At 47.9% G+C, this 18,281-nt stretch carries 14 protein-coding genes; all 14 read right to left on the bottom strand.

Annotation, left to right across the window (positions count from 1 at the left end; all coding sequences use genetic code 11):
- Window positions 1-15: 15 nt before the first annotated feature.
- The 14 genes from pheS to NST47_RS31340 all read right to left on the bottom strand — a co-directional run bounded on the left by pheS (window position 16) and on the right by NST47_RS31340 (window position 18,227).
- Window positions 16-1,050, bottom strand: coding sequence for a phenylalanine--tRNA ligase subunit alpha (pheS, locus tag NST47_RS31275; protein ID WP_240421445.1), 1,035 nt, complete (start codon window positions 1,048-1,050; stop codon window positions 16-18).
- 663 nt (window positions 1,051-1,713) lie between these two features.
- Window positions 1,714-1,938, bottom strand: a complete 225-nt coding sequence (locus NST47_RS31280; protein WP_341158623.1) for a DNA-binding protein — start codon at window positions 1,936-1,938, stop codon at window positions 1,714-1,716.
- A 237-nt stretch (window positions 1,939-2,175) separates the two neighbouring features.
- Window positions 2,176-3,804 carry a copper amine oxidase N-terminal domain-containing protein gene (locus NST47_RS31285; protein ID WP_341158624.1) on the bottom strand — a complete coding sequence of 543 codons (1,629 nt, stop codon included), beginning with the start codon at window positions 3,802-3,804 and terminating at the stop codon, window positions 2,176-2,178.
- An 89-nt stretch (window positions 3,805-3,893) separates the two neighbouring features.
- Window positions 3,894-6,206: an AraC family transcriptional regulator gene (locus NST47_RS31290; RefSeq protein ID WP_341158625.1), complete on the bottom strand. Its 2,313-nt coding sequence runs from the start codon at window positions 6,204-6,206 to the stop codon at window positions 3,894-3,896.
- A gap of 41 nt (window positions 6,207-6,247) precedes the next feature.
- Complete coding sequence (locus tag NST47_RS31295) at window positions 6,248-7,141, bottom strand: carbohydrate ABC transporter permease (protein ID WP_445667420.1); 894 nt, start codon at window positions 7,139-7,141, stop codon at window positions 6,248-6,250.
- 13 nt (window positions 7,142-7,154) lie between these two features.
- The gene (locus NST47_RS31300) at window positions 7,155-8,063 is read right to left on the bottom strand and encodes an ABC transporter permease (protein WP_076237810.1); all 909 of its coding nucleotides are present in this window, start codon (window positions 8,061-8,063) and stop codon (window positions 7,155-7,157) included.
- Window positions 8,064-8,074: 11 nt separating this feature from the next.
- Window positions 8,075-9,685 (bottom strand): extracellular solute-binding protein, encoded by a 1,611-nt coding sequence (locus NST47_RS31305; RefSeq protein WP_341158626.1) that lies wholly within the window; start codon window positions 9,683-9,685, stop codon window positions 8,075-8,077.
- Between the two features lie 111 nt (window positions 9,686-9,796).
- Window positions 9,797-11,671: an FAD-dependent oxidoreductase gene (locus NST47_RS31310; RefSeq protein ID WP_341158627.1), complete on the bottom strand. Its 1,875-nt coding sequence runs from the start codon at window positions 11,669-11,671 to the stop codon at window positions 9,797-9,799.
- Between the two features lie 5 nt (window positions 11,672-11,676).
- Window positions 11,677-12,507: a hypothetical protein gene (locus NST47_RS31315; protein WP_341158628.1), complete on the bottom strand. Its 831-nt coding sequence runs from the start codon at window positions 12,505-12,507 to the stop codon at window positions 11,677-11,679.
- Between the two features lie 216 nt (window positions 12,508-12,723).
- Window positions 12,724-13,905, bottom strand: a complete 1,182-nt coding sequence (locus NST47_RS31320; RefSeq protein ID WP_341158629.1) for an iron-containing alcohol dehydrogenase — start codon at window positions 13,903-13,905, stop codon at window positions 12,724-12,726.
- A 14-nt stretch (window positions 13,906-13,919) separates the two neighbouring features.
- Entirely contained in the window at window positions 13,920-14,768 is an 849-nt protein-coding gene (gene ahlS / locus NST47_RS31325) for an AhlS family quorum-quenching N-acyl homoserine lactonase (RefSeq protein ID WP_076237815.1), read from the bottom strand.
- 12 nt (window positions 14,769-14,780) lie between these two features.
- Window positions 14,781-16,214 carry an aldehyde dehydrogenase family protein gene (locus NST47_RS31330; RefSeq protein WP_341158630.1) on the bottom strand — a complete coding sequence of 478 codons (1,434 nt, stop codon included), beginning with the start codon at window positions 16,212-16,214 and terminating at the stop codon, window positions 14,781-14,783.
- A gap of 88 nt (window positions 16,215-16,302) precedes the next feature.
- Window positions 16,303-16,437 (bottom strand): hypothetical protein, encoded by a 135-nt coding sequence (locus NST47_RS31335; RefSeq protein WP_341158631.1) that lies wholly within the window; start codon window positions 16,435-16,437, stop codon window positions 16,303-16,305.
- A 98-nt stretch (window positions 16,438-16,535) separates the two neighbouring features.
- The gene (locus NST47_RS31340; protein ID WP_341158632.1) at window positions 16,536-18,227 is read right to left on the bottom strand and encodes a sigma 54-interacting transcriptional regulator; all 1,692 of its coding nucleotides are present in this window, start codon (window positions 18,225-18,227) and stop codon (window positions 16,536-16,538) included.
- Window positions 18,228-18,281 lie beyond the last annotated feature (54 nt).

Genomic DNA, 18,281 nt, shown 5'->3' on the forward strand with positions numbered 1-18,281 from the left:
CACGCTCCTCTCTTTTTATACATGTACGAACTGCTTCAGGAATCGAAGGTCGTTCGTATAGAAATGTCGTATATCTTCAATGTCGTATTTAAGCATAGCCACACGCTCCACACCCAAGCCAAAGGCAAATCCGCTGTATTCCTCCGGATCATAGCCTGCCATCTCCAGCACTTTTGGATGTACCATTCCTGAACCGAGAATTTCCAGCCAACCACTCTGTTTACATACGCGACAACCGGTTCCGCCGCACATGGAGCACGTAACGTCAACCTCTGCGCTTGGCTCTGTGAATGGGAAAAAGCTCGGTCTCATCCGAATCTGCGTTTGCTTGCCAAATAATTCCTGAACAAATTGCAGCAGCGTTCCTTTCAAATCACTCATGCGGATGTTGCGATCGATCACAAGTCCCTCAATTTGTGTAAACATATGGCTGTGTGTCGCATCATCGTCATCGCGGCGATACACACGTCCCGGACAGATGATTCGTACCGGAACCTCGCCCTTCATTTTCTCCATCGTACGTACCTGCACAGGTGAAGTATGGGTGCGCATCAAAATATCCTCAGTCACATAAAAGGAATCCTGCATATCGCGTGCCGGATGGTTCTTGGGCAGGTTCAACGCTTCAAAGTTGTAGTAATCCTGTTCAACCTCCGGACCTTCTGCAACGGTATAGCCCATACCGATAAAAATATCCTCGATCTGCTGAATCACCTTGCTCAGGGGATGAGCAGCACCCACTCCGCCCGGCTTGCCCGGAAGTGTTACATCTATGGTTTCAGCGCGAAGTCTGAGCTCCGTTTCGGCTTGCAGATATTCAGCCTGCTTGCTCTCGATAACCGCCTCGATAGCGCCGCGTACATCGTTGGCCACCTGACCTATTGCGGGACGTTCCTCTGCACTTAACGCTCCCATGCCACGCAGAACCTCGGTTAACGGACCTTTTTTGCCCAAATATTTGATTCTCATATCGTTTAACTGCTGTTGATTCGTGACTTGCTCAAGCTCTAGCAAAGCCTCTACCTTTAATGCCTCTAATCGTTCTTTCATTTGCTAATCCTCCCTTGTCTAAAAATCCTATTCATTTGCCTTTGCCCATTTCTCTAACCTAATCCCACTATACAAGTGCGGTGAATCATGAGCGAAGCGACCAAAGTAATTTGGAGATAGCGAAGCGGTGCCTTTGTTACCGTATTTTCACAACTAAATCATTTAGATAATCAGAAAATACGGTAACAACAGCAATCGGAAAATACTTTGGTCGCGCAGCGCCTCTGATTCACCGCACTTGTATCACGCATCTCAACGCAAAAAAGACGTTCCCTCATCCCGGAAAGGGACGAAAACGTCGTGGTACCACCCTTGTTTCGAAAAGCTTCCATTCCGGGCAACGATCCTCATGATCGAATTCCCAGCAACAAGCAAAGCTTTCCGCTTGATTGACATTAACGGATCTAGAACGCGAACGTTCATAGCCGGTTCCCTCTACTTGCCAGCGATCAGAGACCGTGGTTTCAAAGGACTGCTCAGGAGTGAAATTCGGCAGCCTATTTCTGTAGAACCGCTCTCAATCTCCGGCGGCTCCTCCCTGTAAAGAGGCACTGCTTACTTGTCTCCGTCAACGCATTTCATGATATGCAACTACTAGCAGTATTATATGCAAATTCAACCTGTGATGCAAGTCAAATGGGGGAATCAAGTAAAATCTTCATTTTAAGGCTTGAGTAAACTATCCATTTCACTTTTCAGCAAAAGATATCTATGTGTGCTTCTCATAATTTTAATTTTCGTGAGGTTATGTTTATCAACATATGTTTTCATTGCATCCTTGGACAATCCCAGCAGGGCTCCAGCTTCAGTAATGGTCAGAACTTCTTCATTACTGGTAGCATTGAACGTCTTCTTAACCTTCTGGTTCCAATCTTCAAACGAAGTCATCACTTCACAACCTTTTCTCATAATAAAATTACTTAGTCATAACCTTATTATTTTAACACAATTTGCGGAAATAATCTCACTAAAAGTTGACATTTCATAAAAAATGCGTTCACACTCTAAAACAGACTATGATAATTGGATTATTTTCGGATGAAAAATAACCCGCCATTGTCTCTTCTAGAGTGTAGATGGCAGGTTATTGGTGCATGTATGCTCAGCATTGAGCGGCAGCCGTTGTTATTTGGTTATCTGAATGCTTCGCGCCTCATTATCCCACTCGGTTTGACCACCAAGTTGTGTGACGATAAACGTCAGGGGTACAAAATGGATGCCCTCACGCTGGAGCATTTCCTTATCCATCTGTATTTCTTCACCATTTACCCATGCAGTTTGGCTGCCCGATTTCAGCTTAATCGTCTTTAAATTTACCGGGTCGATGATGGTGACGGTTTGGGCCTCTTCATTCCAATCCACACGCAGATCCAATTTTTCGCTGAGGAATGTGGTAGGTACCATTGCCACACCGTCTTCAAGGAACGGTTTTCTGCTGTTGGCTTTGTAACGATCTCCTTCCATTAGAAGCAGCACCGATTTTTTCGAGATGCCCAAATCGTCTTTGAACAGCCGATACACCTCCGAGGAAGGTGTAAAATTGCGCAGCACATCAACGGCAGTTATTCCCTTTTCCAGAACCAAGGCATCCTCATCGGCAGTCAATGGAACCAGCTTGACCGGATTGTTGAGGTTCCAGTATTCCCCCGCTATGGAGATTTTGGCTGAGGAGAGACTTCCCCTCGATACCGCGTTCAATGAAGCAGCTTCAAACTCCAGATTGGATTTACGCAGCTTCATCGTGCTGTCCACGTATAAATCTGCTTTCACACGGGTTGAATCATTTAAAAACGGCAGCATCTCTGACAATTCCTGTTCCTTTCTGGCATGGAGACCAAGAAGAACAAAAACCGACAGCTGCTTGATCTCGGTATGAATGACTTCAATTGTCATATCGCGGTTTTTCAAAATATCCAGCATTCCAATGAATGATTCCGCGCCAGCCTTGCTTCCCGGCGTTTCAGGTATCGGGTAGCCCTCTAATGGATTGTGTACGGCTTTACCGTCCTTGTTGTCCTGGATCCATTGATCCAGCTGAGGAGAGAGCAATGGGTAGAGCAGGTCGTACAGCTCGCCAATTAATTGCTTCAGCGCCTTGTCATCCTGCATCAAATTGGTTACAAATGTTTTTGCCAGCGGTATCAGCTCTTTGCCTGATATCTCACCGTGTATTTTGTTAAGGGAAAGTGTCTCGCCGTTGACCACTTCCCTCACGTTGTCCACGTTCAGTTTACCTGGATTAGGGAGCTGCTTAATGAGGAAAGAGCTGAGACTGTTCATAAATGGCTCACTCTGTAGCTTCTCTTCCAGTTGTTTAACCAGAACAGGAGGGAGGGCTCCACTGCTGGGGGAAGTCAGATCGATCACGATCGGCTTTTTGCCGCCTTCCAGAGCGATAATGACCTGCTCTTTGGTCATGTAGGTTTGAAAAGCAATTTTATGATTGGCGATGTTGATATAGCCCGTTGAAGAAACATTCTGCGCACTATCCATTTGGATAGCGTCGTGATGGATTTCAATATGCTCCAGCAGCTTCATGACGGTCTGTTCTTTTGAAGAAGCCCTTGCCTGTGCCTGATCACCTGGAACAAGATCAAAGATTATGGTTGACTTGCCTTCCAGCGACTGTGCAGTCGAAGCCTCAAAAATAGCTTTGTTAACATCCAATCCTCCAACCGCCTGACACCCGTTAAGTACCAAGGGCAGGGCAATCAGCAGCGCACCGATTTTGTGTTTGCTTATACGTCTGAGCATATGCAGCTACCTCTTCTCTCTATGTATGCTTGAATTGACAAGTCTTATGTACATAGAATTCGAGGTCAAACAGATTTTCCCTTTTTTTCTCATTTCAGATCGTTGGAAGTCCTGTAGGAGCTTGGTGTCACACCTTCGTATTTTTTGAACAGGCGGATAAAGGTGCTGATGCTGTAAAATCCGACCAGGTCACAAATATCCTTAATAAAAATTTCGTCATTGCGCAGCAGCTCCTTGGCTTTATCCACCCGAAGCTTATTTATATAATCTGTCAGCGTGTCCCCGACCTGCTCCTTGAAGTACCGTGACAAATAGGAGGGATGGATATCGAAGCGGGCCGATATGGTGTTGATTGACAGGTTATGATCGCGGTATTGTTCATTGATAAACTCAAGGATGTCCTCCTTGAGACGAAAGTTATGGCTTTTTTTCTTTGAGTCCACATGACTGCACACCTTACCCAGAAAAAGAGTCATTCGTTCCTGCATCGCCGATACGCTGACACCGTTCATTAGATCCTGAATCGCTGTCCTGTTCTCCTCATACAGCTCCGACTGATTCAGATTCACCTCGATCGCAGCCTTCATCATGGTGCTGATGACGTCGAACAGCAGACAGCGGACCATATCCATCGGCAAGCTTTCTTCCGATAAATTATGCTTGATCACCTCATCCAAAATACCTTTGGCCTGTTCGTAATCGCCTGCCTTAACATGGTTGATCAACTGCTGCTCCTTCTCCAACGGATAGCTGTAGGAGTGATTGAAGCTTTGGATTTGATCGTAAAAAATAATTTTTTGCGCGCCAAGCAGCATTTTATATTCCATGGCTTCCATCGCCTCTTGATATGCAGTCGGCAGCTCAGCGACAGAACGGCGTATCGTGCTTACCGAAGCAGTGAAATATATATGAAATCGGCTGCCAATAAAACGTTGAGCTTCTTCCGTAAGCTGCAGCAGCTCCTGCTTGGCTTCTTCAGTGGAAAGGTTTGAAGTGAAATTAATCGTACAGGCCAGCATTTCGTCGATTTCTGTCATCCAGCCCTGATGCTGCTGTCCGATAAGCTCCTCCACGATATTGGAAATAATATGCCTCACAAACTCACGTTTTTTCTCGACATCGGTTTCGTCCTGACGAAAGAAGCCGCTGAAATCCTCCAAATAAATGAGCAGTACAGCAAAGTAGTCCGATCTGAGCACGATTCCGTATTCCGACATAACCTCGATAACAGGGAAATCGTTCTCCACCCGTCCTTTGAGCAGCCTGACGAACAGGTTCGAGCGCAGCACATTTTTTTGTTTTTCGATGATCCGGTTCATCTGATTGTTATGATCGAGCGTACTGTCGATGGCTTCCTCCAAATAATCGTATTCGTTCCCAACCGTACCCGGGTCCAGCTTGGAGCGCGCGGCAACCGAGCGGACCAGCTTTCCGAGCGGATCATATTGGCGACGGGCCATCAATACAGCGAGTACAATTCCTATAGCAAGCGCCAGCAGTACCGTCAGTATCGTCAGATTACGGACGTATTCCGCCTTTTGGCTGTACAGGCGCATAGGCAGTGCATATACGTACTTCCAGTTGGTCCGGTTGGATTGGATATACGACAGCATGACGTCCTCACCATCCCACTGACTATGGACAAAACCGGTTTCACCATTCAGACTCTCAAAGCTGCGAGCGGCACCCGTTCGTTTTTCCGAGGAGGCCAGCAGTTGATTGGTACCGTCAAGAATATAGACCTTACCTTGATTGTAAGATTGGATGTTCCGAATGGCCGACAGCAGCCTCTCCTCGTTCAATTCAATAACGAGTGTAGCGAGAGGCGTATTACGAGCCTCTATCGGTAGTGATTGCGCGAACAATATTCCTGTACGAGGCTGCCCTTCTATCGGCTGCATGCTAAAAAACTGCCCTCGATACGGCTGAGCGAGGAACTGCTTCCACTCCTCATAGGTAAGACCCGAGGCTGATTGCTGCAAATCATAATACATACGCGCATCATAATAAGACCCTTCGGTGAGCACAAAGTCTCCACTGCGGAAATACACATAAAACCTGTCCACATAACGAGTCGTGTTCGTATATAGTCTGAAATCGGACAGTGCTTGCACCATTGCTATTCGTTCTTCCGGCCCGATTGTACCCGTTGAACGCATGAACTGGCGTACCTTCGAATTAAAAGCGATCATTTCGCTTAGTCGGTAAGCATAATCGATATGACTGTCAATATCCTGCTGAAGCTGGGTCAGCAAGGCTGAGTTGGCACGATTGATTTCATCTTCAAGTACGCTGCGGGTTTGAAAGTACGCAACCAGCATCATAGCTATAGGTATCAACAGGACTGCAGCATAGGAACGAAGCCATCGGCCGCGCACGCTGTTCATTTTCAGGCCATTCAAGATGTTCACGCTCCACGGACTTATGGCTTTGACGAAAAGCTTTACCCTTTAATTGACCCAATCATAACACCTTTAACAAAGTATTTCTGCATAAAAGGATACACGAATAATATCGGAAGGGTAGCTACCATAATCGTCGCGTATTTGATGCTTTCGCCGACGGATTCGATTTCACCGGCTGACGACTGGTTCGTCATGTACTCCGTACTGTTCTGGATTAATATTTCCCGAAGAATAAGCTGGAGCGGATATAGGTCACGATCACGCAAATACAGCATGGCAGAGAACCAGGCGTTCCAATGGCTAACACCATAGAACAGCACCATAACCGCCATAACCGGCAGTGACAGCGGAATCACCACACGGGATAAAATCGTAAAATCGTGAGCACCATCTATTTTGGCCGATTCAACCAGACTTTCCGGTATGGAGGCGAAGGAAGTCCGCAATATAATCAGATTCCAGGTAGAAATCATGCCGGGAATAATCATCGCCAGCAGACTGTTGCCCAGATGCAGCCAATTGTTGACGAGCAGGTAAGAAGGAATCATTCCGCCCGAGAAAAACATCGTGAACACAATAAGCAGCATCACATATTTGGACCAGGGTACCCCTTTACGGGACAGCACATACGCTCCCATACACGTGAAAATGAGATTTAGCAAGGTGCCGAGCACTACGATAAACAGCGTATTGCCATAACCTCGGAGAATGTTCGGATTTTGAAAAACGAGCTTGTAGGCGCTCATCGTAAAGCCCTGCGGCCAAAATAGTGCCCCGGTATGAGACAGCAGCAGCCGCGAGTCGCTTAAGGAGGACATCAGGACGTATACAAACGGATACAATGTGATGATGATCATCGCCAGCATAAACAGCCAATTGACGTATCGGAAAGCGATTTCACCGTTGCTTGTGCGGATAGTGTTCACGGACATCCATAATCCCCCTTTACCATAGACTGTTTTCACTCAGCTTCCGGCTGATTTTGTTGGCAATAATGAGCAGCAGGAAATTCATTGCCGATTGGAACAAGCCGACGGCCGTTGCATAGCTGAACTCGAAGGTGGCGCCAAGTCCTTTGCGGTACACGAACGTGTTAATTACATCTGCGGTAATATACGTATTCGGGTTATACAGCAAAATGATTTTCTCAAATCCGACATCAAGCATATGACCGATTTTCAGAATGAATAAAATAATAATGATCGGTGCGATGCCAGGCAGTGTAATGTTCAGCGTCTGCCTCCACCTGTTAGCTCCATCAATGCGGGACGCTTCATACAGCTCAGGATTAATGCCGGTAATGGCTGCCAAATAAATGATCGAGCCCCAGCCTACGCTTTGCCAAATATCCGAGAGCACATACACAGACCGGAAATATTCAGGATGAGCCAGAAGCGCCGTGCGTTCCATCCCAAAGAAATTCACAAGCAGGTCGGTAATAAAGCCTTCACGAGAAACGAACTGGGTAATCATGCCGCAGATCACAATCAAGGAAATAAAATGAGGCAAATACGTGATGGTCTGAACGATACGCTTGAACAACCGCCCGGCAAGCTCGTTAATCAGCAGAGCAAAGATGATCGGTGCAGGGAATGAAAACAGCAGCTGGTACACATTGAGCAACAGTGTATTTTTGAGCAGACGCCAGAAATAATAGCTTTCGAAAAAGCTTTGAAAATGCTTAAACCCTACCCAAGGGCTTCCTGTGAAGCCCTCAGCGATTCTGTAATCCTTGAATGCAATAATCGCCCCGTACATAGGCACATAATGAAACAGGATGTAATACAGCAGCACAGGAAAAATCATCAGATACAAATATTTGTGTTTTCGATAATCGATCAACCAGCTTCTCATGAGGTTCACTCCTATTTCCGTTTGTTGTAACGGTCCAGAGCCGCTTGCTTGATCGCGATAGCACGCTCGATTTTCATATTTTTCAGTTGAGCCGTGTATTTGTCGAAATTGGTAATAGGTTCTGCACCCATAATGAATTTGAGAAACATTTCGCTCTGATAAGTCGTCACTTCGGCCATAATCGCCGACAATTCGGAGGCTTCCTCAGGTGTCTGACTGATGCGTGGCAGCAGCACGTCGTTCGCATTTTTCTGATGTTTACTGAACGTGACCGAAGCTTCCTTTTGCTGCTTGTAGACGTAATATTGGTCTATATAACGATCGTCTCCAACAAGGCCGGGCGATGGCGTAGATACACGCAAATATTTGGACATCGCTTCACCTACGGACAGCTTGTCGGGATTTTTTAGAATAAGATCCGAATATTTCGGATAGCCGCTAACCATATTGTAGGTCTGACCCTCGACGCCAAATGACTTGAGCATATGGCCTTCATTGGAATAGTGATAATCGAGCCATTTAGCCGTTGCCGCAACATTTTTATTCGACGGTGTAATTCCTGCACTTCCGCCACCGCGATATTCATAAGGCTTGTTGATGAATTTGGGCTCTTCGCCTTTCTTGAGAACCGGATAAGGTGCGCCAACGAGATCAAATTTACTGTCTTTGCCAGGCGTGCTGTTCAAATATTTGCCCATCCCACTGCCGATGTAAGTAAATAGCGCTCCTGCGCTGCCATTCGTCACCTTAGCGTCCAGTAATTTGGCATCCTGAGTGGCAAAATCGGGATCGATCAGCCCTTCCTTGTACCACGCACTCATTTGTGTCAAATAATTTTTGTAGCCCTGCTCATAGGGACCATACTTGACGCGCCCCTGATCCATATAAAATTCATAGCCAATGCCATAAGCACCATTAAACAGCTGTGTATTAAGGTCATTCAACCGAATCGTGAACGGTGTCTTGGCCGATTTCTTCTCCTTGAACTGGCGCAGCACATTCGTCCAGTCGTCGATCGTTTCCGGTACGGCAAGCCCCAATTCATCGAGCCAGTCCTTGCGCAGCACCAGTCCTCCTGAAACCGCATTATTACCGATTCCTATGCCTGGAAACACATAAATGGTACCGTCGTCGGTGACGATATCCTTACGAATCTCGGGATGCTCATCCAAATATTTTTTCAAATTGGGCGCATTCTTGTCGATAACATCGTTAAGCTTGATCAATACCTTGTCGGAGATGGCTTTCTCAGGTCCTCCCGGGTATTTGGTGAAATCGGATTCAATAATGTTTGGCAGATTGCCGGATGCGATCATCAGGTTGAACTGTTCAGTTTCACTGCCGATTGCAGGATGCTGAAAATCGATTTTGACTCCTGTTTTTTTCTCCAGCTCCTGATAGAAGAGCATTTCGTTAAAGCTCTTTATAGACCGGGCAGCATCAGCGGGCATGGCTACCCAATACGATAGCTTGACCGGAGCGGTTGAAGCTGGGTCTGAATTAGCAGCGAAATTGGCATTGCTGGCTTTGTCGCTCGATACGCAGCCTGCCAGCAGGCTTCCGGTCAGACCGAGTATAGCTGTATATGCAGTGATTTGTTTTTTATTAATAAGTACTTTCAAATTCAAGCCCTCCTATGGATAAAGCTGATATGTGTAGTTCAATTATAAAATGGTTAAGCAGAAAAGCTATGTTCAATTGATGATAGGCCTGTGCAAATGATGACAATCCGCCTAATGAACTGCGCTCTCTTCTGCCTGCCATTGGGCAAATCGCTCATTAACGATATGTCGAATCGTACCTGCCATATCAAAGTCAAGATCCTTGGTCGGCTTCATGGTCACCATGATCGAAAAGTCCGGGGCACTGACAAGGGAGCCTATCGTCTTGATGATTGCCGCACGTACGCCGCGATTCCGCTCGGCAATCCGAAACAGCGCCATCAGCGAGAACGAAAAGTATTGGAAAAAGTATTCATCGTCATGATTGATAAACTCAACATCCGTAGACAAATTAACAAATTGCTCGCGGCTGTGTATAATCTCGAGCAGCTCGGGCACGATTTCCATATCACCAAGCAAGCCGAGTAAATAAATCGAAGCGTAGCCACGAACCTGATTATATTTGCGGCTCGTTCTTGGAACAAACGTATCCCGTTCCCTCATGATTTCCCTGAGCACAGGGATAGCCGCTGCATCTCCCTGCAAAGCCAATGCGAAAGCGCTGTGCCTACGCAGGCTTTCGTCCTCCTGCTGTGTCACCCATTCTCTGAGCGAAGCGTTGATGGCAGCTCCTTCTCTTCGGGACGACCATATTGCAATTCCGGGTCTGATCGAAGCCAAGCCTTCCTGGATCGTTTCGTGATCGGTCATCCAGGACACAATCGTATTCTGATCGTCCTGTGTCGACATGCTGTCCTTCATCCCGAAATGATTGGAAGGATTCAGGCAGCCGTTTTCGAGCAGTAGTGGACGAAGCTGCTCGTAATCTATGGAGCGAAGCGATTGCTTCCCGTTGATCGCAACGTAAGCGGCCAACGCCGCTGCCTCACCACATTTCTGCATGTCGCGTTTCATCCGGACGCAGGAAGCCAGATCGTGATCAACACCAAGCGCACGTCCAGCCACAAGCACATTATCAAAGCCTTGCGGAATAAGGGCACCAAGCGGAATAGGTACCGATATGGTAATCCCCCACAGGCTGGCAGCAACGGCCCAATCCTGCTGCAGCACACTTTCAAAGGCAATGTCCTTGTTGTGATTATCCATATTGGAATAAGCATACAGCAAAGGCTGCGACGACAATCGGTCATTCAGTACATCTGCGAACGTCACCTGCTCTTCCGCACGGATGAATCGGCCCTCGCGAATACCAAGCTGAGGTGCCAGCTTCAGAAATTTGCGAGATTCATCGAACTGTTCAGGGAGATGCGTCGGCATGCAGGCGGATTGCATAATGGCTTGTGTCAGCTCATTGTCCTGCGTCTGATCGACGTAACCCGAGTCTGTATAAAAAGCTCTTACCACATCGTTCTGGACAGATACGATAGGATGGGAATAAGGCTGCATTTTTCCGTCTAAAGGTCGACCTGGCGGCAGCATCGCAGCTCCAAACATCGCACATACCTCGGCATCTCCAGACGCATCGATCAGCATGCGGCAGCCTGCTTCCTCTACCCCGCTCGGCCCGACCCAGCGTACGCCTTGGACAGCTGATCCTTCCAGATAAGCTCCAATGACAGCACACTCATAACGTACGGACACCCCGGCTTCCAGACAACGCTGCTCCAGTACATATTTCTTCAGCTCCGCGTTGACACCGCCCGCTTTCGTGAAACCAACGGAATCAAGCTGCTGCACCTGCTTGTCAATTTCCTCAAACAGCCCGCCTTTGGAGCCATAGTAATAGCCAACAACTGCGCCAATCGTTCCGGCACCGCCCATGGCATGCAGCCGCTCCAATCCCAACACGCGAAGTCCCTTGCTGGCAGCAGTCAGCGCTGCTATCGCTCCCGCTGTACCTAATCCGACCACGATAAGATCATAGGTTTGTTGAAATAATCGATTCTCTACCTGTACAGGGACAGCAGTCCCTTGCTCACGCTGCATAAGGATCATGATGAGATCACCACGCTTTCTTCGTAGTAGCGGATGCCCGCCTCTATCGCTTCCAATGGATTATCGTAAGCGCAGGATGGAAGCCAATCCCAACCCTCTGCAATTTGTTCATGCCCGCTGGATACGTGATAAGTAAATGCATCGGCAATCGCAGCAATTGTCCATAGCTTAAGCTCCTCAGGCCGCTCACTCCAGGATTGAAACAGCTCGTACCGCGCCTGCTCCCAGGTTGCACCCATATCGATCGGCAGCTGCAAATAAGCCTCTGAAGCATAAGCACCAGGTAGGATAGCACGCTGCCATGCTTGAGGTATTTCGTTCTGTGCTTCTTCCGTACTTGTACGATGCAGCGCAGCGCCAATGAATTTGGCCTTGGCCTGATAACGCCCCGGAGCAGAACGGCAGTCCGAGGTTGTATCAATGATCCGTCCCGCCGTCAATGTGCGAATGCCTGAAGCATCAAAAACCGTAACCCTCCAGCCGCCGCTTTCATTTGGACACACTTCAACAATCTCGTTCATCAGTCGAATCGGCTGCTTCGAATCGAGCAGCAGCTTATGGACAGTGGGTGCGATCCCTCCGAGATGGACCTTTCCATCCTTGGTAAGCAGACCTTTGCTGCGCCACTGCTGCTGAAGCTGTTCAGCAAGCGGCTGCTGATGCTCGATTTTCCAGCCTTTCCCTGGCTGATAGCTGTTAATAAATTCGTGTCCAGGCAGCATCGTTCTTTCTACAATCAATCCGTTCTCTCCCAAACAAGCCCCGATACCTATTCCAGCAAATGTAGCACCTATAATGAGTGTTTCTACGTGTTCATGATCGTTCATCTGATTCCCCCCTGTTTTAGCCAAATCGGCGATTACGGCTTCAGTATAGAGAGCGGCACAATCCCGTGACAATAAGCAATTGATGAAAGAGTATGTATCTCATAACAATGTCATCACATGGAAATCGAATACGGATTTGCGCATATAAGATTTAAACAAAAAACCGGCCATCCCAAAAAGGGAAGACCGGCTTATCTATGTTCATCATATACTTGGTCACGCTGGCTCAGTGATGACTCCATCAAAGGCTGATTGATAAATCGTACGGATATCTTCTTTAAGAAGTGGAAGAGGACTACGGGCCAGCAGTCTCTTCTGCTTAACTCCGTCTTCCGTCAAATTCTCCAAAGCGCTTTCAGGAATATTGAATCCACGCAGAGTATTCGGGATGCCGACATCACTAACGAGTCGCTCCAGCTCATCTACACATTTACGCGAGGCCTCCTCCTCCGACAAATAGCTGGCATGCCCGCCCATTGCTTGCAAAATGTCGGCCATTCGTTTCGTGCAGCTGCTGCGGATATAGCCCATCACATAAGGCAGCAGCACAGCATTGGACTCCCCATGTGAGACATGGAACTGACCGCCAAGCGGATAGGCCAGCGCGTGAACACCGGCTACGCCTGCAGTGAAAAAGGCGATCCCCGCCATATTGCTGCCGTAGCTCATATCGATGCGCGCTTGTTGATCCTGTCCGTTTTTTACCGCCTTTCTAAGTGAGCCGCTAATCAGGCGGATCGCCTGCAGCGCCAGTCCATCTGTGATCGGGTTCGCATTGACCGAGATATACGCTTCAATCGCATGGGTGAGTGCGTCCACACCCGTTGCCGCGGTCACACGCGAAGGAACCGAGAGGGTCAGCTGCGGATCGACGATAGCCACATCCGCCATCAAATAATCATGCGTGACGACATCCTTGGTCGTTTCCAGCGAAAGCACCGCAATGTTGGTCACCTCCGAGCCTGTGCCTGAGGTAGTCGGAATCAGGATTTTTGGCAGCCCTTTGTGCTGCAGCTTCTTCGTTCCCGTCAAATTCAAATATTCGGCAACCTTGCCTTCATGCGTGGCTAACACGGCGGCCAGCTTGGCCAAATCCATTGCACTGCCACCTCCAACGCCAATGACCAGTTCAAAATTCCCTTCCCGCGTATAGGTAACCAGCTTCTCGCCAACCTCAAGCGGCGGCTCGGGAACTACATCCGTATATACAACGACCTCATAACCCTGCTGCCTGAGCTTGGAAGAGATAGGCTCAATCATTCCCAATTTCTCCAGAATAGCATCGGTTATTAGTAAAATTCGCGATGGCGCGTATCTCGCCACCTCCGGCCATAGCTGCTCCAATGACCCCCATCCCATATAGTTAAGCGGCGTATAGACCAGTTTGGACAAGCTCATAGATGACGCCTCCTTTATTCATAATAGCCTTCGGTGGATTTGCGGAATTGCTTGAATTGATCAGGATCATGGCCGAACCATACTTGCGAATTCGTTCTTTCCGCTATCGTTCGAATTTTCTCAACGGCATTTCTGTATCCTATTGAGTCGTAGATGATCCCTGGCGGCTTCACCGGGGGTCCATAGCTCTCTGCGGTGTAAATAGCATCGGAGGCGAGAATAATGCCGCCTGTTTCCGGCATTTCGATATGCAGACCGAGCATCCCCCACGCATGGCCGCTGCCGAAATTAAGAATTTTTATGCCTTCGGCCAGCTCCAGATTGTCCTCTCCCCGTTTGATCGTTTTCCATTGCAAATGATTCTTAATCCACGCATCGATATCCGCCCAAATGTAAGCGCCTTCCTTTTGGTTGCGCGCATAGGATTGAAGGGTTCCATTCAACTCGTCCTCATGGACAATAATCGTCGCATTCGTGAACATCTCCAGGCATCCGGCATGGTCCAGATGCAAGTGAGAGGCAATAACGAACTTGATTTCCTCCGGTCTTACCTTTAGCTGCTCCAGTCGGTTATGCAGGTAACACTCCTCGCTCGCTACCCACGGGAACGTTTGCTGTGTCGATTCCGTCCAGCGCCCCTCAATCCCCATCGAGTTAGGGTTGCAGGAGGTGTCGAACAAGATTTTGCCTGCCGGATGATCGATAAGAACCGTGTAAATCGGAAACTCTACGAACTGCGTCGGCGCGTTCGGATTATTAAGCGTAGCCGGATTGTGCATCGCGATCATCCAGTTTTTGTCCATGCTCATCCGACCGTTATCCATGACATACAGCTTAGGGCGCGCTTTAATAATATTTGACATGTATAATTCCTCCTATAATTGGGTTTTGATCGAAACAAACTTTAGATCCGTCATCTCTTGAACCGCATATTTGACGCCTTCACGTCCATAACCACTCTCTTTCACACCGCCGTAAGGCATATGATCAACCCGGAATGTCGGGATATCGTTGACAATGACACCACCGGCTTGAATTTCGCGAGCGGCATGGAAGGCCTTTTCGAGATCCTTCGTATAAATCCCTACATTCAGACCATAAACTGAATCATTAACCATTTCGATGGCTTCATCCAGACTGCTGTAAGGGACTATCGATACGACTGGAGCAAAAACCTCCTTGCACGAAACCGACATATCCGGTTTGACATCCAGCAGAACCGTCGGTAAATAAATTGAATTTTCACGTCGGCCTCCACAACCGATTCTAGCCCCGGCCGCCACCGCCTCCTGCACCCAGGAATCAATCCGTTCCATTTCCCGTTCATGAATCATAGCACTGATATCCGTCTGCTCATCGGTTGGGTCGCCGACCCGCAGCTGTCCGGTTTGAGCGATAAAACGCTCCGCAAATTCGCTATAAATCGATGCATGGACATAAATACGCTGCAGGGATATACATACTTGTCCGGCGAATGCGAACGCTCCTTCGACACATCTCGGAATGATCGCTTCGATCGGCACGTCCGGTTCAACAATAAGCCCCGAATTAGAACCAAGCTCCAACGTCACTCTGCGCAGTCCAGCCTTTGCTTTAATCTGCTTGCCAACCTCTGAGCTTCCTGTGAACGTAATTTTTTTGACACGCTCATCTTCCACCAGAGCATCGCCGATTTCCCTGCCGCTTCCCGTTACGACCTGTAATGCTCCGTCCGGCAACCCGGCCTTCTGGAACAGCTCGGCAATCAACAAGGCGCTGAGCGGCGTCTGCTCGGCTGGCTTCAGGACTACAGTATTGCCTGCGGCTATCGCTGGACCCACCTTGTGAGACACGAGGTTAAACGGGAAATTAAATGGACAAATCGCGACAACCGTACCCAAAGGCTCCCGCCATGTAAAACCAAGTCGTCCTTCTCCACCAGGAGCCGCATCCATCGGGATGGTTTCCCCATAAATGCGTTTGGCTTCCTCCGCGGCAAACTGGTAAGTCGTTATGGTACGGCCTATCTCCGCTCTTGCGGTTCGAATCGGCTTGCCTGCTTCAAGCGACAGCAATTGCGCAGCTTCTTCTCTTCTTTCCTTTAATTGCTCCACGACCTTGGACAAAATATCGGAGCGCTGGTGGGCAGGCATCTTACGCATCGTTTGAAATGCTTGGTGCGCCCCTCCTATCGCCTCCTGAACATCCTCCACATCGGCCTTGCTAATGTGTGCCAGTACCTTGCCATCATAAGGAGCACGCAAAACATAAGTGCGTTCTGTCACTTTCCATTTCCCATTGACAAAAATACCTTTGGTTTCCACTTCCAAATGGAATACCTCCTTTTCTATGGATACAATTAAATATATATGCAAAAACCGTGCCAACCCCCAGAAAGCTATCTTACCGTACACTAAATCAAGTTAATAAAAACTTGTGGTGAAAAAAGTCACCAATACTATCAAACAGCATAGCTTCCTTATATAAATCCAGAGCTGCGTTTGTATACTTGTAACGTGTTCCATAGGTTCGTTTCACTGGTACATGTAGCATATCCAAGACCTCCATTTCTCCTTCCCTAGGAGTTAAAAAAGGTGGTGAATCTTATCACCGCTCTGCGGAAATAATTCACCACCCACACCTAATCAGATTTATGATCCCTTATCCCATCGCTGCATTTTTTTCAAAAGCGTCGAATGATCAATACCCAGCTGCTCGGCAGCTTTCCTCAACGAGCTGTTCTTCTCAATGACTTCATGGATCAATCTCCGTTCAAATTGCTGAACACGCTCTTTTAATGAAGTGAATGGATCGAACTGGCCTTGATCCCGAATATGTGGCGGCAGGTGAACCGGCTCAATCATTGTGGATGGAACGGAAACGATCATATTTTCGATCAAATTTCTCAATTCCCTAACATTGCCTGGCCAATGATATTGAATTAATATATCCTTGGTTTCTTCGGACATCTGTTTATTAATCCGGTATTGACGACAAAAATAAGTAAAATAATGATCCATTAACGGCTCAATATCTTCGTGTCGCTCTGCCAAGGAAGGGATCGCAATTTCCACTACAGCCAAACGGTAAAACAGGTCCTCCCGGAACTTCCCGCTTTTGATCAGATTTCTGAGATCCTGATTCGTAGCCGCGACGATGCGTATGTCCAAATGGCGCCATTTCGTTCCCCCTATACGCCGCATTTGCCTTTCCTGAAGCACCCTTAGCAGCTTTACCTGAAGAGCCAACGGAAGCTCCGCGATTTCATCGAGCATAACCGTACCTTGATCCGCCAGCTCCAGCAACCCGATCTTTCCGTTTCGACTCGCACCTGAAAACGCACCCGCTTCATAACCAAACAACTCCGATTCGAGCAGCTGCTCGGGAATAGCACCACAGTTGATTTTGATAAAAGGCTTCTCTCTGCGTTCACTTAGATCGTGTACCAGATTAGCCATCACCTCTTTGCCCGTACCGGATGGGCCATATAACAGGATGCTAGTCGGATAGGGAGCCACCTGCTGAATGTGCTCATACACCTTCTTGATTTGCGGACTGCGAAAAATAATGCTCTGCTCGGTTTCCCCACTCTTGATCGTATACCGATTGTTCTGCATCTGGGAGAACGTGTGCGCTTTCTCCAATTCCATCCTCAAATCGTTAAGATGGGTAATATCACGAACACTTGTAACGATCATCTCCAAGTCCCCCTGCTCATCAAAAACAGGATTGCCCGTCACGATCACATCTTTTTTGCCGCCGATTCGTTGAATGATGGAAATTCGCTGCTTCCTCTCCAGCACCAGCAAGGAGACCGACTGATCAAAATACCCTTCCGACATTAAATCGACCATGCGTCGGCCGATCAATTCGTCCCTCCGGAAACCGGTGATTTCTTCATAAGCCGTATTAACCTGCATCGTCACGCCTTCCCGATCTACAACATAGATGCCGTCAGTCGAGAATTCGATAATCGATTCCATTTGCTTCAGCAGGTTGCGGTAATGATCCATCTCCGATATGTCCTGAATGACAGCAATAGCTCCAACCCTGTCCCCATTTTCGTATAGCGGTGTCCGGTTGACCATGCAGGCCCGACCGGAAATTACCATTTTTTCTCCAATAGAGCTTTCTCCACCCTCCAGCACTTCATGCATTCGGGAGTTGGGGATCAGCGTCTTGATACTTTGTCCCTTCCAGTCCTCGTTATGAACAGACAGCAGCTTTTGAGCGGATTCATTCATCAATGAAATCTGATTATCCAAATTCACGACGATGACGCCATTGTGCATGGAGGCAATAATATTTTCCCATAAATTGGCGGTAACCGATTCATATGGCACGGTAGACGAACCTCCTTCCTTATTCACCGGATAGTTAGAATAGCTAGAACCACA

It is taken from the genome of Paenibacillus sp. FSL H8-0034 (assembly GCF_038000305.1).
Lineage (GTDB): Bacteria > Bacillota > Bacilli > Paenibacillales > NBRC-103111 > Paenibacillus_S.